A 23324-nucleotide genomic window follows, 5' to 3' on the forward strand; every position below is an offset into this window, starting at 1 on the left:
TTGTGCTGCGCAACCTGTCCCGTCTTGGGGGCTCTGCCGGCGCCGGCAGGCCAGCGACGCCATGAAAACCCGATTCGTACTGATAGAAACCAGCCACGCCGGCAATGTGGGCGCCGCCGCCCGCGCCCTGAAGACCATGGGCTTTGACGACCTGGTGCTGGTGCGCCCGCGCTGGCCCAACGTGCTGCGCAAGGAAGAGACCATCCAGCGGGCCAGCGGCGCGCTGGACGTGCTGGGCAATGCGCGCGTGGTCGAGACGCTGGAGGAGGCGCTGGACGGCATCAGCCACCTGTGCGCCACGGCCATGACGCCGCGCGACTTCGGCCCGCCCACGCGCACGCCGCGCCAGCATTTCGAGCTGCTGCTCAGCGGGGCGCTGGATGTGCTGGCTGCGCCCGATGAGGCCGATGCGCCCGATGAAGCGGCGGCGCCTGCCGATGCATCCGTGTCGGCACAGGCTCCCACGCCGCGCTGCAACCAGTCGGGCGTGGCCTTCCTGTTCGGCTGCGAGCGCTTCGGCATGAGCAACGACGATGTCTACCGCAGCGATGTGGCGCTGTCGATTCCGTCCAATCCGCAGTTCGGCTCGCTGAACCTGGGGGCGGCCATCCAGGTGGTGGCCTACGAGTGGCGCCAGGCGCTGGGCGGCTTTCCCGTGGTGGAGCACACGCCCGCGCCGCAGCGCGCCGACGCGGCCCAGGTGGCCGGCATGCTGGGCCATTGGGAGCAGGCGCTGGCCCATATCGGCTTTCTGGATCCGGCCGCGCCCAAGAAGCTGATGCCGCGCCTCAACCAGCTTTTCAACCGCTCGCAACTGACCGCCGAGGAAATCCACATCCTGCGCGGTGTTGCGAAGGCCATGCTGCAGAGCACCCCACCGAAACGCTAGACTGAGCGGTCTTGTCAACAATAACCAGCCCCTAGATGCTTGACCGCCTGCGCTCCGATATCCAGTGCATCCTCGACCGCGACCCTGCGGCACGCAGCACCTGGGAGGTCATCACCTGTTATCCGGGTCTGCATGCGATCTGGCTGCAACGCCCGGCGCACTGGTGCTGGAACCATGGCCTCAAGTGGCTGGGGCGCTTCATCTCGCACATTGGCCGCTGGCTCACGGGCATCGAGATCCACCCCGGCGCCGTCATCGGCGAGCGCGTCTTCATCGACCACGGCATGGGCGTCGTCATCGGCGAGACGGCCGTGGTCGGCGACGGCTGCACCATCTACCACGGCGTGACCCTGGGTGGCACCTCTCTGTACAAGGGCGCCAAGCGTCATCCCACGCTGGGCCGCGACGTGGTGGTCAGCGCGGGTGCCAAGGTGCTGGGCGGCTTCGAGGTGGGCGACGGTGCCAAGATCGGCAGCAATGCCGTGGTCATCAAGCCCGTGCCCGCAGGCGCCACGGCGGTGGGCATTCCGGCGCGCATCATTGCCAGCAAGAACGGCCATAGCGCCGATGTGACCGAGCACGACCCGGCATCGGCCAAGGCCGAGTCCATCAAGGTCCCGGCCTCTGCCGCGCCCCAGCCGTTCACGGCCTACGGCATCACCCAGGAAATGGACCCCGTGGCCCAGGCCATGCGCGGCCTGAGCGATGGCGCGGCCGCGCATGAGCAGCAGATCGCGCTGCTGTGGGAGGCCATTGCCAAGCTCTCGGCCGGCAGCAAGGTGGGCGACTGCGTGCCCTGCGAATCCGAGCGCCCGCAGGCCTTCCAGAAGGACAAGATCGACCAGATCATGGGCAAGTAGGCCTGCACAAGATCACCAAAGATCCCCAAGATCCCCCAAGAAGACCGGAGACTCCGACCAGCATGAACGTTGAACAGGCCTTGCATGCGCGCCGCTCCGTGCGCGCCTTCCTGCCCCAGTCGCCCGATGCGGCCCTGGTGCGCTCCCTGATGGAACAGTCGGCACAAGCGGCCTCGGGCGGCAACCTGCAGCCTTGGCGCGTGCTGGCGCTGACGGGCGAGCCGCTGCAGCAACTGCTGACCGCCGTTGCCGAAGCCGAGCCCCAGGACGCCCAGCCCGGCCTGTCCTACCCGCCCAACCTCTGGGAGCCCTACCGCAGCCGGCGCTTTGCCAATGGCGAAGAGCTGTACCAGTCGCTGGGCATTCCGCGCGACGACAAGCCCGCGCGGCTGGAGCAGCTGGCGCGCAACGGCCAGTTCTTCGGCGCGCCCGTGGGCCTGATCGTGGCGGTGGACGAGCGCATGGGCCTGCCGCAATGGGTGGACCTGGGCATCTACCTGCAGTCCTTCATGCTGCTGGCCTGCGCCAATGGCCTGGCCACCTGCGCCCAGGGCTTCTGGCGCCGCTACAACGACGCCGTGACCCAGGCGCTGGCGCTGCCCGAGGGCTACCACGTGGCCTTCGGCATTGCGCTGGGCTACGAGGACAAGAGCGCCCCCATCAACGGCTGGCGCGCCACGCGCGCTCCGCTGGCCGAATGGGGTGCGCTGCGCGGCTTTGACTGACGGCGGCGCATGGCCCCTGGGCAAACCCGCAGGCGATGGGCCTCCAACCATCCCCTATACTTGCCGCTGCTCCGGGGTGTGCTGATGCACTGAGATGCCAACCGGTCCATGCGCTGCATGGGCCAGGCGGCGAACCCGACGAACTTGATCCGGTTGATACCGGCGGAAGAAGAGCGGGACCCTGAAGCGGGGCCGAAGTCAGAGGATGGAAATCCGCCACGGCGGATACACGCAGGGCCGCAACGGCCAGGCAGGCCACCATCCAACGCACATCGGCCCTTGCCAACCAAGGCTGCTCGTGCGCCTTGGCGTGCGTGGCAACCAGGGGCCAAGGCCATACGGCCCTGGCAGGCCCACACTGGCATAGCCCGGTGCGCGGCCTTTGGCACAGCCCAAGGAGTGTCCGGTTCCCGGAGCGTTGTTGATCGACGCTTTGAACGCAAGGAACCCGACATGAACGCTCCCGATTCCATCTTCACCCCCGCAGCCGGCGAAGCTCCCGACGCACAGCGTTTTTCCGACCTGCTGGCGCAGTCGCGCAAGCCGTTCCCGGCCTCCACCAAGAGCTATCTGCAAGGCAGCCTGCATGCCGGCCTGAGCGTGCCCGTGCGCGATATCCAGCTGACCAATGGCGAGCAGGTCAGCGTCTATGACACCTCGGGCCCCTACACCGATCCGGCCGTGGCCATCGACGTGCGCAGCGGCCTGCCGGGCGTGCGCAATGCCTGGATCGAGTCGCGCGGCGACAGCGAGTACTACGCCGGCCGCCTGCGGCAGGCCCTGGACGACGGCGGCAAGCGCGGCGAGGAAGACGAGCGCGTGGCCCGCCTGCGGGCCGAGGCCGCTTCGCTGCAGCGCCAGCCGCGCCGCGCCAAGAGCGGTGGCAACGTCACCCAGATGCACTACGCGCGCAAGGGCATCATCACGCCCGAGATGGAATACGTGGCCCTGCGCGAGAACGGCCGCCGCGAATGGATGGCCGAGTACCAGCAGGACGCCGCGCGCGAGGCGCGCCTGGCCGGCAACGGCCTGGGTGCTGCCATCCCCAAGATCATCACGCCCGAATTCGTGCGCGACGAAGTGGCGCGCGGCCGCGCCATCATCCCGGCCAACATCAACCACCCCGAGATCGAGCCCATGGCCATCGGGCGCAACTTCAAGGTCAAGATCAACGCCAACATCGGCAACTCGGCCGTCACCTCCAGCATCGAGGAAGAGGTCGAGAAGCTGGTCTGGGCCATCCGCTGGGGCGCGGACAACGTGATGGACCTGTCCACCGGCAAGAACATCCACACCACGCGCGACTGGATCATCCGCAACTCGCCCGTGCCCATCGGCACCGTGCCCATCTACCAGGCGCTGGAAAAAGTGGGCGGCATTGCCGAGGACCTGACCTGGCCCATCTTCCGCGACACCCTGATCGAGCAGGCCGAGCAGGGCGTGGACTACTTCACCATCCACGCCGGCGTGCGCCTGGCCTACATCCACCTCACGGCCCAGCGCCGCACGGGCATCGTCTCGCGCGGCGGCTCCATCATGGCCAAGTGGTGCATGGCCCACCACCGCGAGAGCTTCCTGTACGAGCACTTCGAGGACATCTGCGACATCATGAAGCAGTACGACGTCAGCTTCTCGCTGGGCGACGGCCTGCGCCCCGGCAGCGCCTCGGACGCCAATGACGAAGCCCAGTTCGCCGAACTGCAGACCCTGGGCGAGCTGACCCAGCTGGCCTGGAAGCACGACGTGCAGACCATGATCGAAGGCCCCGGCCACGTGCCCATGCACATGATCCAGGCCAACATGACCGAGCAGCTCAAGCACTGCCACGAGGCGCCGTTCTACACCCTGGGCCCGCTGACCATCGACATCGCGCCCGGCTACGACCACATCGCCAGCGCCATCGGCGCGGCCATGATCGGCTGGTTCGGCACCGCCATGCTGTGCTACGTCACGCCCAAGGAACACCTGGGCCTGCCCGACCGCGACGACGTCAAGCAGGGCATCATCGCGTACAAGATCGCCGCCCACGCCGCCGACGTCGCCAAGGGCCACCCCGGCGCCCGCGCCCGCGACGACGCGCTGAGCCAGGCCCGCTTCGACTTCCGCTGGCAGGACCAGTTCAACCTGGGCCTGGACCCCGACACCGCCCAGGCCTACCACGACGAAACCCTGCCCAAGGACAGCGCCAAGGTGGCGCACTTCTGCTCCATGTGCGGCCCCAAGTTCTGCTCCATGAAGATCACCCAGGAAGTGCGCGAATTCGCCGCTGCCAAGGGCGTGGCCGAGCAGGAAGGCATTGCCGCCGGAATGCAGGCCAAGGCCGAGGAATTCAACCGTGCCGGCGGGGAGTTCTATATCCCCATCGTGGCGGCCAGCAGCGATACGACGGCGCGTTGACGCCAGCCGGCAGGCTGCGCGCGGCTCACTGGCCGTCGCGCGGCTGCCGGTTCAACGACAACTCCTGTGCCGCCTGCAACAGGCATTCGCGCGCTCCATCCAGCGAAGGGCCCGCATGTCCATCGATGCGGCGGATATAGGGAGATGTCAGCACGGCCAGGGCCTGACCATCGGGTCCGAGGATGGGGCAGGAGATGTCCACCACACCATAGGACTGCAGGCTTTCGCTCTGCCTGTAGCCCGTGCTGCGAATCTGCTCCATTGTTTCGCGCAGTTCCGCTTCGGGCAGGGAGACCTCGCCGTCCACGGCCGTGTGCTCGGCCAGCATCTGCGCGCGGCGTTCGGGTGTCTGGCAGGCCAGCAGCACATGGCCTGACCCGGTGTCCAGCAGCCCGACGCGTGCGCCCAGCCTGATTGACAGGCCCCAGTTCCCGGGGCCGGGGACCTGGGCCACGATCAGGACATTGCCACGGTCGTAGAGGCCCAGGTGGCAGGATTGCTCGGCCTGCCGCGCATAGGCATCCATGACGGGCAGCGCCTGGGTCACGAGGCGGTTGACGGGCGGGTGGCGGTGCGCCAGCGCGAACATCTTGAGGCTGAGCGCATGGCGGTCGCCGCCGGCCGAGCGCATCACATATTGCCGGGCCACCAGCCGCTCGAGCATGCGGTAGATCTCACTGGGGCCCCGGCCCAGTTCCTTGACGATCTCGGCCCGCGTCAGGCCATCGGGGTGCTCGGCCAGCAGCTCCAGGATGTCCAGCCCCTTGTCCAGTGCCGGCGCGCGGTAGCGCTCGCCGTCTTCTGCGTTGTCCAGTGCTTTGCTCATGCGTGCAGATCTTACGTTCGGGATAGGACAAGTCCTGTTTTTGCTGCGGACCTGCGCAAGCGGTGCGTGGGCTGGGTAAACCATAGCTGCCGAAGTGAGGTTTATTTATAAATAATTAATTCATGGATGAATGAATCACCCCAGCGATGTGCCACGCGCCATCGGCAAAAAGGCGATCCAGCGGCACCGCCGGAGTCCCGGCACACATGAGGAGGCACTTTCCATGGCTGCACTGCTCGGCGTTTTCCAAGTTCCGGCCGGATGTTCCGCAATGCTTTGCCGGCTCATGTCTGCTGTAGCCGCGCTGGCTTCAGTGGCGGCGCTGGCCGGCGCGGGGCCGGCGCTGGCGGCGGAACCTGGCCCGGCGCAGGGCAGGATCGGGGTCAACCTGCCACTGCTGACCTCGCCGTTCTGGCAGGCCTACAACGGCTACCTCCCGCAAATGGCCAAGGCCCTTGGGGTCGACATCCTGGCGCCGGTGAACTCCAACCAGGACCCGGCCCAGCAGATCACCGACGTGGCCAATCTGATCAACCTCGGCGCCAAGGGGTTGGTGGTGGCGCCATTGGATTCGGCGGCCATTGGTCGAGCGCTCGCCTTGGCCGAGCAGGGGAAGATTCCTGTGGTGGCGGTGGACGTGGCGCCTACCCGGGGCAAGGTGGCGATGGTGGTGCGTGCCGACAACCGCGCCTATGGTACGCGGTCCTGCCAGTACTTGGGCGCGCAGGTGAAGGCGGGCAAGGTGGTGCAGATCATGGGCGACCTGGCATCGGTCAACGGCCGTGATCGGGCCGAGGCCTTCCGCAGTTGCATGAAGGATTTCCCGGCGCTGCAGGTGCTGGAGATTCCCGCGGCCTGGAAGTCCGATGCCGCCGCCGCCGCGCTCGACGGCCTGCTGTCCGCGCATCCGGACCTGAAGGGCATCTACATGCACGCAGGCGGCGTCTATCTGGCGCCCACGCTGCAGACGCTGCGGCGCAGGGGGCTGCTGCGTCCGGCCGGCGATCCGAGGCACATCGTGGTGATCAGCAACGACGGCATCGCGCAGGAGCTGGATGCCATCCGCAGGGGCGAGATCGACGCCACCATCTCGCAGCCCGCCGATCTTTACGCAAAGTACGGCCTGTACTACATCAAGGCAGCGCTGGCAGGGCAGTCGTTCAAGCCCGGGCCCACCCCGCATGGCAGCCGCATCGTGGAGGTGGCGCCCGGCATTCTGGAGGACCAGTTGCCCGCACCCGTGGTGACGCGCGAGAACGTGGACGACAAGTCGCTGTGGGCCAACCAGCCATGACGATACTCCCCGGATTCATGGCTGACAGACCGGGCACGCCGGTGATGGAGGCGCGTGGGCTCGGCTTGCGTTTCGGCTCCACGACGGCCTTGCACGATGTGAGCCTGGCGGTCATGCCGGGCGAGTCGCATGCACTGGCTGGCCGCAACGGCGCAGGCAAGTCCACCTTGGTCGCCTTGCTGACCGGCCTGCACCAGCCCGGCACGGGGAGCATCCGCTTCAACGGCCAGCCCGCGCCTGCGGTGACCGACCGCATGGCCTGGTGCCAGCATGTGGCCTGTGTCCACCAGCATTCGACCATCATCGGCGAGCTGTCGGTCGCCGAGAACCTGTTCATCAACCGGCAGCCGCTACGCCATGGCTGGATTTCCTGGCGCGTGCTGCGGCGCGAGGCAAGGGCCTTGCTGGATGCCTGGCAGATCGATGTGCACGAGGATGCGCTGGCCCGGGATCTGACGGTGGAAGCCCGCCAACTGGTGGAGATCGCGCGGGCGCTGTCGCTGGGCGCGCGCTTCATCATCCTGGACGAACCCACGGCGCAGCTTGACCACGACGAGACGCGGCGGCTGCTCAGGCGCGTGCACGATCTGCAGCAAGGCGGCGTCACGTTTCTCTTCATCTCGCACCACTTGCAGGAGATCTATGAGATTTGCCAGACGGTCACCGTGCTGCGCGATGCTCGCCATGTGGTGACGGCGCCGGTGGCGCAGCTGCCCCGGCAGGCACTGATCGAGGCCATGACCGGCGAGCGGGACAGCCTGGCCGGCGCGTCTTGCGCCGCCCACGCACCCCCGGCAGGCTGGGGCACGGGCGTTGCCCCCGTGGTGCTGGCGCTGCAGCAGGTGTGCGGCAAGGGTTTCGGGGCTGTCAGCCTGCAGGTGCGGCGTGGCGAGATCGTGGGGCTGACAGGCTCCACCAGCAGCGGGCGCACGGCTGTGGGTGAGGCGGTGGCGGGCCTGCGGCGCACCACGGCAGGCCGGATCCTGGTGTCGGGCCGCGTGCTGCCGCCCGGCGATGTGGGCGCCGCGCTGGCGCACGGCGTGGGTTGCGTGCCGCAGGACAGGCACCGCCAGGGCTTGGTGCCGGGGCAGTCCATTGCCGAGAACGCAACCATGACCATCATGGACAGGCTGGGCCGGTTCGGGTTCATCGCGCCATCGCGCAGGCAGGCCGCGGCGCTGGCGGCCATGCGCGCACTGGATGTGGCGGCCAGCGGGCCGCAGCAGGCCGTGTCCGGCCTGTCGGGCGGCAACCAGCAGAAGGTGGTGATGGCGCGCGCCCTGGCCAGCGAGCCCGATGTGCTGGTGCTCATCGATCCCACTGCGGGTGTGGATGTGAAGTCCCGGCAGGCTTTGCTGGCCGTGGTGGAGGGTGAGCGAAGGCTGGGTCGGGCCGTGCTGCTGGCGAGCACCGAGCTGGACGACCTGCGCATCTGCGATCGCGTGCTGGTGATGTCGCATGGCCATGTGGTGGCCGAACTCGCCAGAGGCTGGGACGACGGTGAACTGATTGCATCCATGGAAGGAGTGAGCCTGCATGCGCACTGAAGCCTTTGTCTCGCCGAACACGGCTGTGCCCGTGCCGGCCGCCGGGCGGCTCGCCCTGCACCGGCTGCGCGACTATGCACTGGTGCCTGCGCTGGCCCTGCTGTTCGTGCTGGGAGCCTTGACCAGCCCCAGCTTTCTGACACCGGCCAACCTGGTCAGCATCCTGGGGGCCTCCGCAGCCCTGGCGCTGGTGGTGCTGGCGGAGTCGCTGATCATCATCACGGGCAAGTTCGATCTGTCGGTGGAGTCCACGGTGGGCATTGCGCCGGCGGTGGGCGCCATGCTGGCGATTCCTGCAGCCTCGGGAGGCTTTGGCACGGAATGGCCGGTGGCGGCGGGGCTGCTGGCCATCGCGGCCGTAGGCGCATGCACGGGTTTTCTCAATGGCCTGTTGGTCGTCAGGCTGCGGCTCAATGCCTTCATCGTCACGCTGGCGATGCTGATCGTGCTGCGCGGCTTGCTGGTGGGCGCGACCAGGGGCGGCACCCTGTTCGACATGCCGCAGCCTTTCTTCGCCCTGGCCACGGCCACGCTGCTGGGGCTGCCGCTGTCGGTCTGGCTGGCGGCGCTGGCGTTTGGCACGGCCGCCGTGGTGCTGCGTCACCACCGGCTGGGCCGCGCGCTGTATGCGATTGGCGGCAACCCCCATGCGGCGCGCGCGGCGGGCATCAATGTGGACCGTATTACCTGGGGCGTCTTCGTGCTGGCCGGTGTGCTGGCCGCAGTGGGCGGGCTGGTGGTCACGGGCTATGTGGGCGCCATCAATGCCAACCAGGGCAGCTCGATGATTTTCACGGTGTTCGCGGCGGCCGTCATCGGCGGGATTTCGCTCGATGGCGGCAAGGGCTCCATGTCGGGCGCGCTGTGCGGCGTGCTGCTGCTGGGCGTGGTGCAGAACCTGCTGACGCTGGCCCAGGTGCCATCGTTCTGGATACAGGCGATCTACGGCGCCATCATCCTCGGCGCCCTGATGCTGGCCCGGCTCGCAGGTGAGCAGCAGCAATAGGCGCGGCCCGCGAATCGCCCATGCAGAAGCTTTTCAAGGGAAGGAATGGCTCCATGAGACTCGCCGGAAAACACATTCTCGTCACCGCAGCCGGGCAGGGCATAGGGCGTGCCTGCGCGCTGATGTTTGCCCGCGAGGGGGCCAGCGTGCTGGCCACCGACATCGACATGCAGGCGCTGGCAGAACTGGAGGGACGGGACGGCCTGCGTACGCGGCGGCTGGATGTGACCGATGCGCAAGACATCCTGGCACTGGCCGGGCAGGAGAGGGCCTTTGACGCACTGCTCAACTGCGCGGGCTTCGTGCACCACGGCAGCATCCTGGACTGCAGCGACGAGGACTGGGCCTTTGCGTGGCAGCTCAACGTCACCTCCATGCACCGCATCATCCGCGCCCTGCTGCCCGCCATGCTGGCCCAGGGCGGCGGCTCGATCATCAACATGTCGTCCGCGGCCTCCAGCGTGAAGGGCGTGCCCCTTCGCCATGCCTATGGCGCCACCAAGGCTGCCGTGGTCGGGCTGACCAAGGCCGTGGCGGCCGACTTCGTCACGCAGGGAATACGCTGCAACGCCATCTGCCCTGGCACGGTGGAGTCCCCGTCGCTGCAGGCGCGCATCGCCGGCCAGGCCCGGCAGCAGGGCGTGCCGCTGCAGCAGGTGCGCGCCGCCTTCGTGGCGCGCCAGCCCATGGGGCGGGTGGGTCGGCCCGAGGAAATCGCCGCGCTGGCCACCTATCTCGCCAGCGATGAATCCCGCTTCGTCACCGGCACGCTGAGCGTGATCGACGGTGGCTGGTCCAACTGAACTGCACAGGAGCGCGCCATGAAATTGCTGCGATACGGCCCCAGGGGCCATGAAAGACCGGGCCTGCTCGATGCGCAAGGGCGTGTGCGCGACCTCTCGGGCGTGGTGGACGACATTGCCGGCCCTGTGCTGCTGCCGGACAGCCTGGCGCAACTGGCCGCCCTGGACCCCTTGCAACTGCCCCTGGTGGAAGGCGTGCCGCAGCACACGCTGCGCCTGGGCCCCTGCGTGGGGCGGGTGGGCAAGTTCGTGTGCATAGGCCTCAACTACTCGGACCATGCGGCCGAGGCCGGCATGCAGGTGCCGCCCGAGCCCGTGGTGTTTGGCAAGTGGACCAGTGCCATCTGCGGCCCGGACGACGCCATCGAGATTCCGCCCGGCTCCGTGAAGACGGATTGGGAGGTGGAGCTTGGCGTGGTCATCGGCCAGGGCGGGCGCCATATCGACGAGGCCCGGGCCATGCGGCACGTGGCGGGCTATTGCGTGGTCAACGACATCTCCGAGCGCGAGTACCAGCTCGAGCGCGGCGGCACCTGGGACAAGGGCAAGGGCTGCGACGGCTTCGGCCCGCTGGGGCCCTGGCTGGTCACGGCCGACGAGGTGCCCGATCCGCAGGCGCTGCGCATGTGGCTGGATGTGGACGGCCGGCGCATGCAGGACGGCAGCACGGCCACCATGGTGTTCGGCGTGGCCTTTCTCGTCAGCTATCTGAGCCGCTTCATGAGCCTGCAACCGGGCGATGTGATCTCCACCGGCACGCCGCCGGGCGTGGGCATGGGCCAGAAGCCGCCCATGTATCTGCGTGCCGGGCAGGCCATGCGGCTGGGCATCGCCGGCCTGGGCGAGCAGCGCCAGACCATGGTGGCGGCCCGCGTGCAACCGCATCCCTCGACAACCGGCAAGGCCTGAGAAGACCATGACGCGAATCCTGTGCCTGCGCGTGCTCGATGTGCGCTTTCCGACCTCCAGTCACCTGGATGGGTCTGACGCCATGAACCCGGACCCGGACTACTCCGCCGCCTATGTGATCCTGGAGACGGATACGCCCGGCCTTGAGGGGCACGGGCTGACCTTCACCATCGGTCGCGGCAACGAGGTCTGCTGCGCCGCCATCGAGGCCATGCGGCACCTGGTGGAGGGCGTGGAGCTTGACTGGGTCCGCCAGGACATGGGGCGCTTTTGGCGCCACATCACCTCCGACAGCCAGTTGCGCTGGATCGGCCCGGACAAGGGGGCGATGCACCTGGCCACCGGCGCCGTGGTCAATGCCGTGTGGGACCTGTGGGCCAAGGCCGAGGGCAAGCCGCTGTGGCGCCTGGTCGCCGATTTCACGCCCGAGGAGTTCGTCCGCGCGCTGGACTTCCGCTACATGACGGATGCCCTGACCGAAGCCCAGGCGCTGGAGCTGCTGCATCGCCAGTCGCCGCGCAAGGCCGAGTGCATCGGCGTGCTGGAGCGCGAGGGCTATCCCTGCTACACGACCTCGGCCGGCTGGCTGGGCTATGACGACGACAAGCTGCGCCGCCTGTGCCGCGAGGCGGTGGCCGGCGGCTTCAACCACGTCAAGCTCAAGGTGGGGCGCAGCCTGCAGGACGATATCCGGCGCGTGTCCATTGCGCGTGAGGTGCTGGGGCCGGACCGCCAGCTGATGATCGACGCCAACCAGGCCTGGGAGGTGGGGCAGGCCATCGGCTGGGTGCGGGAGTTGGCCTTTGCCAGGCCCTGGTTCATCGAGGAGCCGACCAGCCCTGACGATGTGGAGGGCCACCGCGCGGTGCGCGAAGCCGTTGCCCCGGTCCAGGTCGCCTCTGGAGAGATGTGCCAGAACCGCATTCTCTTCAAGCAGTTCATCCTGCGTGGCGCCATCGACGTGGTGCAGATCGACGCCTGCCGGCTGGGAGGGGTCAACGAGGTGCTGCTGGTACTCCTGCTGGCCGCAAAGTACGGTCTGCCCGTGTGTCCGCATGCCGGGGGCGTGGGCCTTTGCGAGTATGTGCAGCATCTGTCCATGATCGATTTCGTCTGCGTGTCCGGCACGCGTGAGGGGCGCGTGATCGAGTACGTGGACCATCTGCACGAGCACTTCGTGGATCCCTGCGTGGTACGCAATGCGGCCTATATGCCTCCCGGTGCGCCCGGCTTTTCCATCACGATGAAGCCGGAATCTCTGGCCAGGTATCGCTTCCAGGCCTGAGCCATGGCCCTGTCCCATTCCCATTCACTTTTGCATCCGCGCATCGATGCACACCTGCATTTCTGGCGCTACAGCGCCGGGGACTATCCATGGATAGGCGCGGACATGCGGGCCCTGGCGGTGGACCGCACACCCGGCCATCTCCTGCCCCAGCTGTCTGCCTGCGGCTTCACGGGCGCCATCGCCGTGCAGGCGCGCGCCACGGTCGATGAGACGCGGTTCCTGCTGGAGCTGGCGCGGCGCAATGACTGGATACGCGGCGTGGTGGGGTGGGAAGACCTGACCTGCGAGGGCCTGGGCGAGCGCCTGCAGGACTGGCGTGCCGAGCCGAGGCTGTGCGGCTGGCGCCATCAGGTGCAGGACGAGCCCGATGCCGCAGCCTTTCTGGGCTGCGCCGCATTCGGGCGCGGCATGGCCTTGTTGCAGCGTCAGGGCTGGGCGTATGACCTGCTCGTCTTCCATCACCAGATGGAGGCGGCTGCCGCCTTCTGCGCACGGCACGACGCGCACTGGCTGGTGCTGGACCATCTGGGCAAGCCCCCGTTGGCCGTGCTGGCCCGGGAACAGGCCGCATTCGGCCACTGGCAGGCGCGGCTGGGGCGTTTTGCCGCGCTGCCGCATGTGGCCTGCAAGCTCTCGGGCCTAGTGACCGAGGCCGACTGGCGCGCCGGGCTGGATGGGGCAGGCAGGGCTTGCCTGCTGCGCTGTCTAGATATGGCCTTGCAGGTGTTCGGTCCGCAGCGGCTGATGTTTGGCTCCGACTGGCCGGTCTGCCTGCTGGCCGCGCCATACGCCACGGTCTTTGAGCTGGTGGATGGCTGGGCGTCGTCGCGGCTGTCGGCCTCCGAGCGCGAGGCGCTGTGGGGCGGCACCGCCGCGCGCTGCTACGGCCTGCATCCGCAAGGCATGACCTGACCACATGGGAGGCAGCATGGACCTGAACCTGAAAGACAAGACCTTCATCGTCACGGGCGGTGCCAGCGGCATCGGGGCGGCCATCTCGCTGCGGCTGGCCGGTGAAGGTGCGATTCCGCTGATCTGCGGCAAGGACACCATGTGCGCGCGGTTCGAGGCGCAGCTCATGGAGCTGCAGCCCCGGGCCCGCCACTTCCGCTTCGACCTGGTCGATGAACAGGCATGCGGGGAGATGGTGGCCCGCGCTGCGGCGGACTGCGGCCACATCGACGGCCTGGTGAACAACGCGGGCATCAATGACGGCGTGGGCCTGGAGGCAGGGCGCGACGCCTTCGTGCGCTCGCTGCAGGCCAACCTGGTGCACTACTACGTCATGGCCCACCATTGCCTGCCACACCTCAAGGCCAGCCGTGGCTCCATCGTCAACATCTCGTCCAAGACCGCGCTGACCGGGCAGGGCCAGGCCAGCGGCTACTGCGCGGCCAAGGGGGCCCAGCTCTCGCTGACGCGCGAATGGGCTGCCGCGCTGGCAGCCGATGGCGTGCGCGTCAATGCCGTGGTGCCCGCGGAGGTGATGACGCCGATGTACCTGCACTGGCTGGGCCGCTTCGACGACCCCGAGCGCCAGCTGGAACAGATCAGCGCCCGGATTCCGCTGGGCCGGCGCATGACGGCGGCCGAGGAGATTGCGGACACGGTCGTCTTTCTTCTGTCCGAGCGGGCATCGCACACCACGGGGCAATGGCTGTTTGTCGATGGCGGCTACACCCACCTGGACCGCGCGCTGACCTGACCACCATGGAGATGCCATGCGCCAATGCCTTGCACTCGACCTCAGGGATGACTCGGCGCTGATCGCCCGCTATGAAGCCCTGCATCGCAGGATCTGGCCCGAGGTGGAAGCGCATCTGCGCGGCCATGGCGTGGTCGGCATGGAAATCCACCGCCTTGGCACGCGCATGGTGATGGTCATGGACACCGATGACGCAGTGCATGACGCCCGGGCCATGGCCCTTGCCTCCGCCACCGATCCAAAGTTGTGCGAATGGGAAGACCTGATGTGGGCCTTTCAGGCCCCCACGCCGTGGACACCACCTGGAGACAAGTGGACGCCCATGGCCTGCATTTTTCGGCTGGAGGATTCTGCGCAGGAGTGAGCGACTGAGCATCCGTCGGCCATGCCCCATCCCCGAACGTCGCTCAACCCCCTTCCAGGGGAAAACACCGGGGCGCCCGCGCCGCAAATGCATAGGTCTGCGCATGAATCGCTCAGGCCTGGCGCCATCCCTGCGGAGAATTCATGAAAGCAGCCTGCAGGGCATCGCAACCACGGGGCTGCATGCACCCGCAATAACAAGAAGCACAAGAACAAGAAGCACAAGAAAAGGGGCTGGCGACCGGTTTCAAGCTGCTCCCCATGGCAGCCGTGCTGCGGCCATGGGGATTTTCGCCAATCGGCAATGTCAAGGAGGAGAGGGAGATGAATAAACGCATGATCCGCAGCGCTGGCCTGGCCGCGCTGGTGCTGGGCACGGCCCTGGCGGCCCAGGCCCAGAGTTCGGTCACGCTCTATGGGCGTGTGGTCGCGGGGGTGGACTACCAGAGCAATGTGTACGACCCGGCCACGGGGGGCTCCGGCAGCCTGTGGCGGGCCGTGGGCAACCAGTGGGGCACAAGCATGCTGGGTTTCAAGGGGGAGGAGGACCTGGGCGGAGGGCTGCATGCGCTGTTCACGCTGGAGTCGGGCTTCAGCATCGACGATGCCAGGTTCAACGGCGCAGGTTTCTTCAACCGCCGCACCTTCGTGGGCCTGCGCAGCGGCTGGGGCACGCTGAAGCTGGGCAAGGACCTGTCGATCTCGGATGCGCACTGGGCGCTGGACCCCACGGGCCAGCAGTTCATCGGCTCGGCCACGCTGGTGCGGGGGCGCAACTGGGGCGGGCATGACAACATGGTCTCGTACGAAACGCCCAGCTGGGGCGGCCTGCGCGTGCTGGCGCTGACCGGCCTGGGCGAGCAGCCGCAGGGCGCATCGCGGCTGCGCAAGGATGCGCTATCGGTGTCCTATACCGCGCCCACGTTCGAGTTGCGCGCCATCTACGATGTGGCCCGCGATGCCAATGGCCGTTTCAGCGATCTCTACACCACCTCCCGCAACCTGACGCTGGGCGGCACGGTGACGCTGTCCGCGCTCAAGCTGTTCGCGGGCTATGAGCAGCTGTCTGCGCCCGACAGCGCGGCCGGCGTGCCCAACAAGGCGCGGCAGTACTGGATGGGTGCGCGCTACAAGGTGTCAGGCCCGCTGACGCTGATCGGGGCGGGCTACCGCACCACGGTCAACAACGGCGGCGGCAGCGCCAACCTGTTCATGGCGGGTGCCGACTACGCGCTGTCCAGGCGCACGCTGCTGTACGCCAGCGTGGGCAATGTGCGCAATGGCGGCAATGCGAACTTCTCGGTGGAGACCACCAACAACAACCCGGCGCCGGGCGGCAGCCAGACCGGCCTGTACCTGGGCATGGCGCATTCGTTCTGACAGGGGCGGGGCACTTTGGCGGAGGTTGCCGGCCCTTGCTCAAGGGGCTTGCCATCCGCCGCCCAGCACTTTGTTGATCGTCACCTGGTTTTGCAGTTGCGCCAGGTGCAGGGCCGACAGGGCCAGCTGTGCGTTGCGGCTGCGCTCCTGCGCATCCAGCCAGGTGCGCAGGGGTACCTGGCCTGCGCGGTAGCGTGCCTCGTACAGGCGGGTGATTTCTGCCGATTCCTGCATGACGCGCTGCTGTGCCTGCTCCTGGCTGGCCAGCTCGGTGCGGGCGGACAGGGCTTTTTCCGTTTCCGCCAGCGCGGCGTACAGCGACTTGCGGAAGTTGACCACGGCCTCTTCATGCTGGTTGCGCGCAATGGCGGTGTTCAGCCGCATCTCGCCCACGTTCAGAAAGGGCAGGGTCATGCTGGCGCCCAGGGCCGCCACGGGGTTGGCCAGCAGGTCGAGCAGCGAGTTGCTGGAGCCCCCCAGGCTGCCGGTCAGCGACAGCGTGGGGTAGTAGCGCGCGGCGGCCGCATCGCTGCTGGCCAGGGAGGCGCGCAGCCGCAGTTCGGCGGCGCGCAGGTCGGGGCGGCGGCCCAGCAGTTCGGCGGGCAGTCCTGCGGCAATGGCAGGCAGCGCGCCCGTGGGCAGGGCCTGCGGCTCGCCACCGGGTGCCTCGGCGCCCAGGAGCAGCTCGTTGAGCGCCTGCCGCAGTTCGGCGCGGGCCTGTGTGTACTGGCTGAGCAGCGCCTGCTGCTCGGCCAGCGCCTGCCGGGCCTCGCGCCGTTCCAGGCTGGATACGGCGCCGCTGCGGTACTGCGCCTCCACCAGCTCGCCGGTGCGGCGTGTGTACTCCAGGCTTTGCCGCGCAAATTCCAGGCGCTCGTTGGCCAGGGCCAGTTGCCAGTACAGGCTTGCGGTGGTGGCCGCCAGGGACAGGGCCACGGCCTGCCTGTCCTGCTCGCTGGCCTGGGCCTCGAAGACGGCCGCATCGCGCTGGGCACCCAGGCGGTCGAACAGGTCCAGCTCCCAGCCCACGCTCAGCGTGGCGCTGGACGTCTCCAGCGTGCTGCGCGGGCTGCCGGACAGCGGCCGGCTGGCCCCGGTGCTGAGCGTGCCGCCGGGTTGCGGCAGCAGGGCGCGGCCCGCCAGCTGCGCCTGCAGCGCGGCGCGGCGCACACGGATGCCTGCCGTTGCCAGGTCGGGGTTGCGCGCAAGGGCCATGTCGATCCATGCATCCAGGCGCGGATCGCCGAAGGCGCGCCACCATGCCTCGGGCGCAGGCGCTGCCGCCGAGGGCTGCGCATGCTCGAACTGTGCGGGCAGCGCCACCTGCGGCGCCTCGTAGGTTGTGCGCGTGATGGCGCCGCAGCCGGCCAGGGCCACTGCGCATGCCAGCACGCCGGTCTTCAGCATATGCATGTCAATCTCTCGATAGAGCCTGTACGGGGTCGAGGCGCGCAGCACTGCGCGCCGGCAGGAAGCCGAAGCCGATCCCGATGAGGGAGGAGCAGGCCACGGCTAGCACGATGGAGGCGGCCGAGAACGACAGCTGGAAGCTGGAGCCCGACAGGCTCACTGCCAGGCCCAGGCTCAGCGCCAGAGAGACACCCAGGATGCCGCCCACGATGCAGACCAGCACGGCCTCGATCAGGAACTGCTGAAGGATGTCCGACTGGCGCGCGCCGATGGCCATGCGCACGCCGATCTCGCGCGTGCGCTCGGTCACCGACACCAGCATGATGTTCATCACGCCGATGCCGCCCACCAGCAGCGCAATCATGGCGATGGCCGAGACCAGCAGCGTCAGCGTGGTGCTGGTGCGCGTGATGGCCTGGCGGATCTGGTCGGAGTTCCAGATGAAGAAGTCCTTGGTGCCATGGCGCTCGGTCAGCAGGCTGGTGGCGGCCTTTTGCGCGATCTCGGCCGGCACCGCGTCCTTGATGCGCAGCGTGATGCTGTCCAGGTGGTACTTGCCGACCAGGCGCGTGGCGGCTGCGGTGTAGGGCACGAAGAAGGTGGGCGTGGAGCCGCCGAAGCTGTTTTGCGCAGGCCGGAGCACGCCGACGATTTCCACGGGCATCTGGCCCAGCAGCACGACCTCGCCCAGCGGGCTGGGGTTGGTGGGGAACAGGGCGGTGGCGGTCTTCTGGTCGATCACCGCCACCTGGGCGTGCAGGTCCACGTCGCGCTGGTCGAAGAAGCGGCCCGATGCCAGGCGCAGGCCGCGCACGCGAAAGTGCTCGAAGCCCACGCCCGTCACCTGGGCCGTGGCCGCGTTCTCGCGGTACAGCGCCGTGACGCCGACCGACACATTGGGCGTGGCGCTGTCCACGTAGGGCTGCTCGGCCAGGGCCTGGGCGTCGGCGGCGACCAGGGTCTCGATGGCGGCCGCGCGCGTGTCGCCGAAGTCCTTGCCGGGAAAGATGTCCAGCGTGTTCGTGCCCAGCTCGCTGATCTGGTTCATCACCTGCTGCTGCGCACCGCGCCCCAGCGCCACCACCGAGACCACGGCCGAGATGCCGATGATGATGCCCAGCATGGTCAGGAAGGTGCGCAGGCGGTGGGCGTTCATGGCGCGCAGGGCCATGCGCAGGGCCTCGCCAAAGCGGTCCGACAGTCCGCGCCAGGAGGCCCGGCGCGCGCCGGATGCCGGCTCCACGGGCGGCCTGGCTTCGTGCGGGGTGCTGCGCCGGTCGGCAATGATGGCGCCGTCGCTGATCTCGATCACGCGCGTGGCGTGGGCGGCGACGGCCATGTCGTGCGTGACCAGGATGATGGTGTGGCCGTCGGCATGCAGCTCCTGCAGGATGCGCATGACCTGCTCGCCGCTGGCCTTGTCCAGCGCGCCCGTGGGCTCGTCGGCCAGGATGACGGCGCCGCCGTTCATCAGCGCACGCGCAATGGACACGCGCTGCTGCTGCCCGCCCGACAGCTGGCCCGGCCGGTGCTGCATGCGGTCGGCCAGGCCCAGGCGTTCGAGCAGGGCGGCCGAGCGCGCATGGCGGTCCGTGGGCGCCGTGCCGGCGTAGACCGATGGCAGCTCCACATTGCCCTGGGCCGTGAGGTCGGGCAGCAGGTGGTAGCGCTGGAAGATGAAGCCGAAGTGCTCGCGCCGCAGCGCGGCCAGCGCGTCGGGGCCCAGCTCGCTGGTCTCGCGGCCCGCGATGCGGTAGCTGCCCGAGGTCGGATGGTCCAGGCAGCCGAGGATGTTCATCAGCGTGGACTTGCCCGAGCCCGAGGCGCCGACGATGGCCACCATCTCGCCGGCCTCGATGGTCAGGTCTATGTCCTTGAGTACCGCCACCGTGGTGTCGCCCGCAGGAAACTCCCGGCGCAGGCCCTGCATCTGCAGCAATGCATGGTCCATGCTTACATTCCCATCGGGTCGCTGCCGGCCGGCTTGCCGCCGGGGCTGGCCTCGCCGATCACCACCTGCTCGCCGGGCTCCAGCCCCGACAGCACCTGGGCCTGGGCGTTGGTGCGCAGGCCCACGCGCACCTTGCGCTCGGTGACCTGGCCCTGGGCATCGCGCACGCGCACGCTGTAGTTGTCGTCGGCATCGCGGCTGCCCAGCGCGGCGGCCGGCATGAGCACGGCCTTGTCGGCCTGGGCCACGCGCACGGTGACCTGGGCGGTCATGGAGGGGCGCAGCTTGCCTTCCGGGTTGGGCACGTCGAACTGGGCGTTGTAGTAGATGGCCTTGGCGGCCTGGGCGCCGGTGGCGGTCGCTGCGCCAGCGGTGGCGTCCGTGGCGATGGAGGCGGGCGCAGGCTCTATGCGCTCGATCGTGGCGGTGTGGCGCTGGCGGCCGCTGCCCAGCGTGGTGAACCAGACCGTCTGGCCCAGCTGGATCTTGTCCACGTCGGCCTCGGCAATCTCGGCGCGCACGGTCATCACGTCGAGCTTGGCCAGCATGACGATGGTGGGCGTGGTCTGGAAGGAGTTCAGGGTCTGGCCCTGCTTGGTGACCACGGCCACGATCACGCCGTCCATGGGCGCGACGATGCGGGTGTAGCCCAGGTTGATGCGCTCGGTCTCCACCTGGGTGCGTGCCTGCTCGATCTGTGCCTGAAGGGCGCCGACATCGGCCAGCGCGGTGTCCAGCGCAGCCTTGGCGGCTTCATGGTCGGCGCGCGAGGTGGCGTCGGCCTGCAGCAGCTCCTGCTGGCGCTGGAAGGTCAGCCGGGCCTGCACCAGCGCCGCGCGCCGCGCGGCCAGCTGGGCCTGCAAGGCGGTGACGGATGCCTCGGCATTGCGCAGCTTGATGCGCTGCGGCTGGGCATCGACTTCGGCGATCAGCTCGCCGGCCTTGACCTTCTGGCCCAGCTCCACGTGCAGGCGCCGGACCTGGCCCGAGACCTGGGCGCCCACGGCCACCAGTTCCTTGGGGTGCAGCCGGCCCACGGCCAGCACGGTCTGCTCCAGGTCGCCGACGGTGACGGGTGCGGTTGCGAATTGGGTGGAGGGCTTGGCACTGGCCTTCCACCACACCAGGCCTGCGACCATGCATGCGCCTGCGACGGCGACCATGGCCCATTTGCGATTGAACTTCATTCTTCCCCTGCCGCGCGGTCGGCCGCAGGGGAGACAGTCCCTGCCCGGCGCCGCGCCAGATGCTCGAACTTACCAGTCTGGCGCGGTTCGATGTCCCGGCATTGACCAAGGCATGGAGATTCAGTGGAGAGCAGGCCTGGGATACGCCTGAAACCTCGCAACTCTGTCTTATGGCGGGGACATGTTGACCCCCCAGCCGCAAATCAGGGACACCGAGGAAGGGCCGCCCCGCCCCGAGGGTGTCGTCCCCCTCTGGGGGAAGCGGCGAAGCCGCTCAGGGGGAGCGATGTTTACCGCCAATATTGGCACTTGCTCTCGGCCTTGGTGGTCCAGACCTGCTCGGCCGGCAGCTTCTTGACCAGCTTGTAGTAGTCCCAGGTGCCCTTGGATTCGGCCGGGGATTTCACTTCCATCAGGTACATGTCGTGCACGTAGCGGCCGTCCTCGCGCAGGTAGCCGCTGCCGAAGAAGTCGTCCATCTTCATGCCGCGCCAGGTGGCCATGACCTTGTCGGCATCCAGCGTGCCGGCCTTTTCCACGGCCTTGAGCCAGTTCATGGTGGCCGAGTAGTCGGCCGCATGGATTTCGCTGGGGCGGCGCTGGGTCTTGGCCATGAAGGCGTCGGCGAACTTGCGCGAGGCATCGTTCATGTCCCAGTACCAACTGGTGGTGAACTGCATGCCCTGCGTGTTCTTCAGGCCCAGGCTGTGCACGTCGGTGAAGAACACCAGCAGGCCGGCCAGCTTCATGTCCTTGGTCACGCCGAACTCGCGCGCGGCCTTGATGGAGTTGATGGTGTCGCCACCCGCGTTGGCCAGGCCCAGGATCTGGGCCTTGGAGTTCTGCGCCTGCAGCATGAAGCTGGAGAAATCGCTGGCGTTCAGCGGCGTCTTGACCGAGCCCAGCACCTTGCCGCCACGCGCCTCGATGATCTTGGTGGTATCGGCCTCCAGCGCATGGCCGAAGGCATAGTCGGCGGTCACGAAGTACCAGCTCTTGCCTCCGGCCTCCACTACGGCCGCGCCCGTGCCCTTGGCCAGGGCCACGGTGTCGAAGGCGTAGTGCACGGTGTAGGGACTGCACTGCTCGTTGGTCAGCGCCGAGCTGCCTGCGCCGTTGTCGATGAAGACCCGCTTTTTCTCCTGCGCCACCTTGGCCATGGACAGGGCCGTGGCCGAGTTCGTGCCGCCAAACACCAGGCTGATGCCCTGCGTGTCTATCCACTCGCGCGCCTTGCTGGCGGCGATATCGGCCTTGTTCTGGTGGTCGGCCGTCAGCAGCTCGATGGGTTTGCCCAGCAGCTTGCCGCCGTAGTCGTCAATGGCCATCTGTATCGCCACGGCGCCGTTCTTGCCCTCGACATCGGCATAGAGACTGGACATGTCGGTGATGAAGCCGATCCGAACCTTGTCCTGCTGCGCCAGGGCCGGCGTTGCCAGTGCGGCGGCGCACAGTGCCAGTGCCAGCGGTGTCATCAGCGATGTCTTGGGGCGTTGCTGCATGAAGTCTCCTTGCTTTGGATGGAAAAAGCCCGCTGCTGTTGCGCAGGGGCCGGGTGATTCCATGCTGGCAGGGACAGGGGCCTGCCGCATTGGGGCAAGCACGGGCTTGGTGGCCCCGGTGCGACAGTACAGCCGCTCATCCTTGCAACGTGGCCGGCCCGTTGATTGATCGCCATGCGCTGCGTATCCCGGCCGTGGCTTGTGCGCGCGTCAGGACCTGCTTTTCCGTTCCTTGACCTGGGAATGCGAAAGCACTGGACTTGAATTAATTTGTCTAGAAAAACAATCAAAAATTCAGGTTTTGCTTAGAATAATGGACAAATGAAAACGCCAGAAAAATCCATCCTTCTTCAGCGCCAACTGCTTTTGCAGTTCGGTGACCGGCTCAAGCGCCTGCGCAAGGAGCAGGGGCTGGGCACGGTCGAGATGGCCTCGCGCGTAGGCATATCCCGCAGCACGCTCGCTGCAGTCGAGTCCGGCGATCCCGGGCCATCCATGGGCACGTACCTGCGAGTCATGTCGGAACTGGGCATAGGGGGAGAATTGGCATTGCTGGCGGGCGACGCCCTGCAGCCCGCGCCCGCAGGAACTGCCGCAGCCCGTTCGCGCCATGCCAGGCCCGTCGTACAGGTTCTGGTGCGTGCGCAGGATGCGCGCCATGAAGTGCAGGATCTGCAAAGCCTCGCATTGCATGAAGAAGCCGTGCGCCTTGTGCGATCTGACCCGGCATTGCTGCAGCAGGCACAGGACACGTTGGAGAGGTGGTTGAGCCAGGGGGATTCGCATTCCGCCAGCCTGTGGAGGCAGTGGCAGGATGTCTTGCAAAATGGCCGCTGGCGCACCATCCTGGCCCGCACGCGAAGGGCCCAGGAACTGCGCCAGGCCTCGCCCCTGACATCGGTGCTGCCCGAACAGGTGCGCCAGCAGGTACTGGCGCAGGTGGGGGATCTCAAGCGGGGCGTTGCATTGGGAGATACAGGGCGGGCCTATGAACCGAGAGGATCTTGAGCACATCATTCGTGCGAGCGGGGATGTGACGAATGAGTATGAATTCGTCATCGTGGGAAGCCAGGCAATCCTGGGCTCCATCCCGTATCCCGAGCCGGTTTTCAAGATGTCCGCAGAGGCGGACATCTATCCGCTCAACGCTCCGGATCTGGCGGACCGGATCGACGGATCCATTGGCGAAGGCTCTCGCTTCCACGAGTATGGCACTGATGGAGCATGGCCATGTACAGGTCGATGCGGCACTGAAACTGGCAAGCGGCATGCCGTTGGGTGA

General features: G+C 67.8%; 21 protein-coding genes and 1 riboswitch. Of the genes, 16 read left to right on the forward strand and 5 right to left on the reverse strand.

Features of this window, described 5'->3' with window-relative positions; translation table 11 throughout:
* Positions 1–61 precede the first annotated feature (61 nt).
* The 4 genes from ACF8LI_RS11760 to thiC all read left to right on the forward strand — a co-directional run bounded on the left by ACF8LI_RS11760 (position 62) and on the right by thiC (position 4871).
* Positions 62–889: an RNA methyltransferase gene (locus ACF8LI_RS11760; RefSeq protein ID WP_312841073.1), complete on the forward strand. Its 828-nt coding sequence runs from the start codon at positions 62–64 to the stop codon at positions 887–889.
* A gap of 35 nt (positions 890–924) precedes the next feature.
* Positions 925–1749 carry a serine O-acetyltransferase gene (cysE, locus tag ACF8LI_RS11765; RefSeq protein ID WP_016449662.1) on the forward strand — a complete coding sequence of 275 codons (825 nt, stop codon included), beginning with the start codon at positions 925–927 and terminating at the stop codon, positions 1747–1749.
* 62 nt (positions 1750–1811) lie between these two features.
* A complete protein-coding gene (locus tag ACF8LI_RS11770; RefSeq protein ID WP_343740312.1) occupies positions 1812–2474 on the forward strand; it encodes a nitroreductase in 663 nt (220 codons plus the stop codon).
* A 62-nt stretch (positions 2475–2536) separates the two neighbouring features.
* Positions 2537–2662, forward strand: a riboswitch (TPP riboswitch).
* Between the two features lie 265 nt (positions 2663–2927).
* Positions 2928–4871, forward strand: coding sequence for a phosphomethylpyrimidine synthase ThiC (gene thiC, locus ACF8LI_RS11775; RefSeq protein WP_034368871.1), 1944 nt, complete (start codon positions 2928–2930; stop codon positions 4869–4871).
* Between the two features lie 25 nt (positions 4872–4896).
* Here thiC and ACF8LI_RS11780 read toward each other — a convergent pair whose 3' ends face one another.
* Positions 4897–5697: an IclR family transcriptional regulator gene (locus tag ACF8LI_RS11780; RefSeq protein WP_392414288.1), complete on the reverse strand. Its 801-nt coding sequence runs from the start codon at positions 5695–5697 to the stop codon at positions 4897–4899.
* Positions 5698–5968: 271 nt separating this feature from the next.
* Between ACF8LI_RS11780 and ACF8LI_RS11785 the strand changes: the two genes are divergently transcribed.
* The 10 genes from ACF8LI_RS11785 (at position 5969) to ACF8LI_RS11830 (ending at position 15992) form a co-directional block, all read left to right on the forward strand.
* Positions 5969–6991 (forward strand): sugar ABC transporter substrate-binding protein, encoded by a 1023-nt coding sequence (locus ACF8LI_RS11785; protein ID WP_074923168.1) that lies wholly within the window; start codon positions 5969–5971, stop codon positions 6989–6991.
* Between the two features lie 17 nt (positions 6992–7008).
* On the forward strand, positions 7009–8538 hold the full coding sequence (locus tag ACF8LI_RS11790) for a sugar ABC transporter ATP-binding protein (protein ID WP_392414289.1): 1530 nt from the start codon (positions 7009–7011) through the stop codon (positions 8536–8538).
* Positions 8528–9544: an ABC transporter permease gene (locus ACF8LI_RS11795; RefSeq protein ID WP_392414290.1), complete on the forward strand. Its 1017-nt coding sequence runs from the start codon at positions 8528–8530 to the stop codon at positions 9542–9544. Before ACF8LI_RS11790 ends, ACF8LI_RS11795 begins: the two co-directional genes overlap by 11 nt.
* A 53-nt stretch (positions 9545–9597) precedes the next feature.
* Positions 9598–10347, forward strand: coding sequence for an SDR family oxidoreductase (locus ACF8LI_RS11800; protein WP_043791062.1), 750 nt, complete (start codon positions 9598–9600; stop codon positions 10345–10347).
* A gap of 18 nt (positions 10348–10365) precedes the next feature.
* The gene (locus ACF8LI_RS11805; protein WP_016453840.1) at positions 10366–11256 is read left to right on the forward strand and encodes a fumarylacetoacetate hydrolase family protein; all 891 of its coding nucleotides are present in this window, start codon (positions 10366–10368) and stop codon (positions 11254–11256) included.
* Positions 11257–11263: 7 nt separating this feature from the next.
* On the forward strand, positions 11264–12541 hold the full coding sequence (locus tag ACF8LI_RS11810) for an L-fuconate dehydratase (RefSeq protein ID WP_392414291.1): 1278 nt from the start codon (positions 11264–11266) through the stop codon (positions 12539–12541).
* 3 nt (positions 12542–12544) lie between these two features.
* A complete protein-coding gene (locus tag ACF8LI_RS11815; protein ID WP_046241208.1) occupies positions 12545–13456 on the forward strand; it encodes an amidohydrolase in 912 nt (303 codons plus the stop codon).
* A gap of 16 nt (positions 13457–13472) precedes the next feature.
* The gene (locus ACF8LI_RS11820) at positions 13473–14249 is read left to right on the forward strand and encodes an SDR family oxidoreductase (protein WP_392414292.1); all 777 of its coding nucleotides are present in this window, start codon (positions 13473–13475) and stop codon (positions 14247–14249) included.
* Positions 14250–14265: 16 nt separating this feature from the next.
* Positions 14266–14613 carry an L-rhamnose mutarotase gene (locus ACF8LI_RS11825; protein WP_392414293.1) on the forward strand — a complete coding sequence of 116 codons (348 nt, stop codon included), beginning with the start codon at positions 14266–14268 and terminating at the stop codon, positions 14611–14613.
* A gap of 323 nt (positions 14614–14936) precedes the next feature.
* Positions 14937–15992 (forward strand): porin, encoded by a 1056-nt coding sequence (locus ACF8LI_RS11830; protein WP_392414294.1) that lies wholly within the window; start codon positions 14937–14939, stop codon positions 15990–15992.
* Positions 15993–16031: 39 nt separating this feature from the next.
* Here ACF8LI_RS11830 and ACF8LI_RS11835 read toward each other — a convergent pair whose 3' ends face one another.
* From ACF8LI_RS11835 to ACF8LI_RS11850, 4 genes are all read right to left on the reverse strand, one after another.
* Positions 16032–17405: an efflux transporter outer membrane subunit gene (locus ACF8LI_RS11835; RefSeq protein WP_392414295.1), complete on the reverse strand. Its 1374-nt coding sequence runs from the start codon at positions 17403–17405 to the stop codon at positions 16032–16034.
* Position 17406: 1 nt separating this feature from the next.
* Positions 17407–19353, reverse strand: coding sequence for a MacB family efflux pump subunit (locus ACF8LI_RS11840; protein ID WP_016453833.1), 1947 nt, complete (start codon positions 19351–19353; stop codon positions 17407–17409).
* Positions 19354–19355: 2 nt separating this feature from the next.
* Complete coding sequence (locus tag ACF8LI_RS11845) at positions 19356–20540, reverse strand: efflux RND transporter periplasmic adaptor subunit (RefSeq protein WP_016449657.1); 1185 nt, start codon at positions 20538–20540, stop codon at positions 19356–19358.
* Between the two features lie 290 nt (positions 20541–20830).
* Complete coding sequence (locus ACF8LI_RS11850; protein ID WP_016449656.1) at positions 20831–22042, reverse strand: ABC transporter substrate-binding protein; 1212 nt, start codon at positions 22040–22042, stop codon at positions 20831–20833.
* A 321-nt stretch (positions 22043–22363) separates the two neighbouring features.
* Here ACF8LI_RS11850 and ACF8LI_RS11855 point away from each other — a divergent pair, with 321 nt between their 5' ends.
* Together ACF8LI_RS11855 and ACF8LI_RS11860 are read left to right on the forward strand one after the other, a co-directional pair.
* Positions 22364–23050, forward strand: coding sequence for a helix-turn-helix transcriptional regulator (locus ACF8LI_RS11855; RefSeq protein WP_209670695.1), 687 nt, complete (start codon positions 22364–22366; stop codon positions 23048–23050).
* A complete protein-coding gene (locus ACF8LI_RS11860; protein WP_082001488.1) occupies positions 23031–23324 on the forward strand; it encodes a hypothetical protein in 294 nt (97 codons plus the stop codon). Before ACF8LI_RS11855 ends, ACF8LI_RS11860 begins: the two co-directional genes overlap by 20 nt.

The sequence above is a fragment of the Delftia sp. WSY_12 genome, assembly GCF_043104645.1.
GTDB classification, from domain to species: domain Bacteria; phylum Pseudomonadota; class Gammaproteobacteria; order Burkholderiales; family Burkholderiaceae_C; genus Comamonas; species Comamonas tsuruhatensis.

Bases quoted from the DNA above. Each gene is read 5' to 3' on its own strand.
- ACF8LI_RS11760 (WP_312841073.1), top strand. From the start codon at position 62: ATGAAAACCCGATTCGTACTGATAGAAACCAGCCACGCCGGCAATGTG.
- cysE (WP_016449662.1), top strand. From the start codon at position 925: ATGCTTGACCGCCTGCGCTCCGATATCCAGTGCATCCTCGACCGCGAC.
- ACF8LI_RS11770 (WP_343740312.1), top strand. From the start codon at position 1,812: ATGAACGTTGAACAGGCCTTGCATGCGCGCCGCTCCGTGCGCGCCTTC.
- thiC (WP_034368871.1), top strand. From the start codon at position 2,928: ATGAACGCTCCCGATTCCATCTTCACCCCCGCAGCCGGCGAAGCTCCC.
- ACF8LI_RS11780 (WP_392414288.1), bottom strand. From the start codon at position 5,697: ATGAGCAAAGCACTGGACAACGCAGAAGACGGCGAGCGCTACCGCGCG.
- ACF8LI_RS11785 (WP_074923168.1), top strand. From the start codon at position 5,969: ATGCTTTGCCGGCTCATGTCTGCTGTAGCCGCGCTGGCTTCAGTGGCG.
- ACF8LI_RS11790 (WP_392414289.1), top strand. From the start codon at position 7,009: ATGGCTGACAGACCGGGCACGCCGGTGATGGAGGCGCGTGGGCTCGGC.
- ACF8LI_RS11795 (WP_392414290.1), top strand. From the start codon at position 8,528: ATGCGCACTGAAGCCTTTGTCTCGCCGAACACGGCTGTGCCCGTGCCG.
- ACF8LI_RS11800 (WP_043791062.1), top strand. From the start codon at position 9,598: ATGAGACTCGCCGGAAAACACATTCTCGTCACCGCAGCCGGGCAGGGC.
- ACF8LI_RS11805 (WP_016453840.1), top strand. From the start codon at position 10,366: ATGAAATTGCTGCGATACGGCCCCAGGGGCCATGAAAGACCGGGCCTG.
- ACF8LI_RS11810 (WP_392414291.1), top strand. From the start codon at position 11,264: ATGACGCGAATCCTGTGCCTGCGCGTGCTCGATGTGCGCTTTCCGACC.
- ACF8LI_RS11815 (WP_046241208.1), top strand. From the start codon at position 12,545: ATGGCCCTGTCCCATTCCCATTCACTTTTGCATCCGCGCATCGATGCA.
- ACF8LI_RS11820 (WP_392414292.1), top strand. From the start codon at position 13,473: ATGGACCTGAACCTGAAAGACAAGACCTTCATCGTCACGGGCGGTGCC.
- ACF8LI_RS11825 (WP_392414293.1), top strand. From the start codon at position 14,266: ATGCGCCAATGCCTTGCACTCGACCTCAGGGATGACTCGGCGCTGATC.
- ACF8LI_RS11830 (WP_392414294.1), top strand. From the start codon at position 14,937: ATGAATAAACGCATGATCCGCAGCGCTGGCCTGGCCGCGCTGGTGCTG.
- ACF8LI_RS11835 (WP_392414295.1), bottom strand. From the start codon at position 17,405: ATGCATATGCTGAAGACCGGCGTGCTGGCATGCGCAGTGGCCCTGGCC.
- ACF8LI_RS11840 (WP_016453833.1), bottom strand. From the start codon at position 19,353: ATGGACCATGCATTGCTGCAGATGCAGGGCCTGCGCCGGGAGTTTCCT.
- ACF8LI_RS11845 (WP_016449657.1), bottom strand. From the start codon at position 20,540: ATGAAGTTCAATCGCAAATGGGCCATGGTCGCCGTCGCAGGCGCATGC.
- ACF8LI_RS11850 (WP_016449656.1), bottom strand. From the start codon at position 22,042: ATGCAGCAACGCCCCAAGACATCGCTGATGACACCGCTGGCACTGGCA.
- ACF8LI_RS11855 (WP_209670695.1), top strand. From the start codon at position 22,364: ATGAAAACGCCAGAAAAATCCATCCTTCTTCAGCGCCAACTGCTTTTG.
- ACF8LI_RS11860 (WP_082001488.1), top strand. From the start codon at position 23,031: ATGAACCGAGAGGATCTTGAGCACATCATTCGTGCGAGCGGGGATGTG.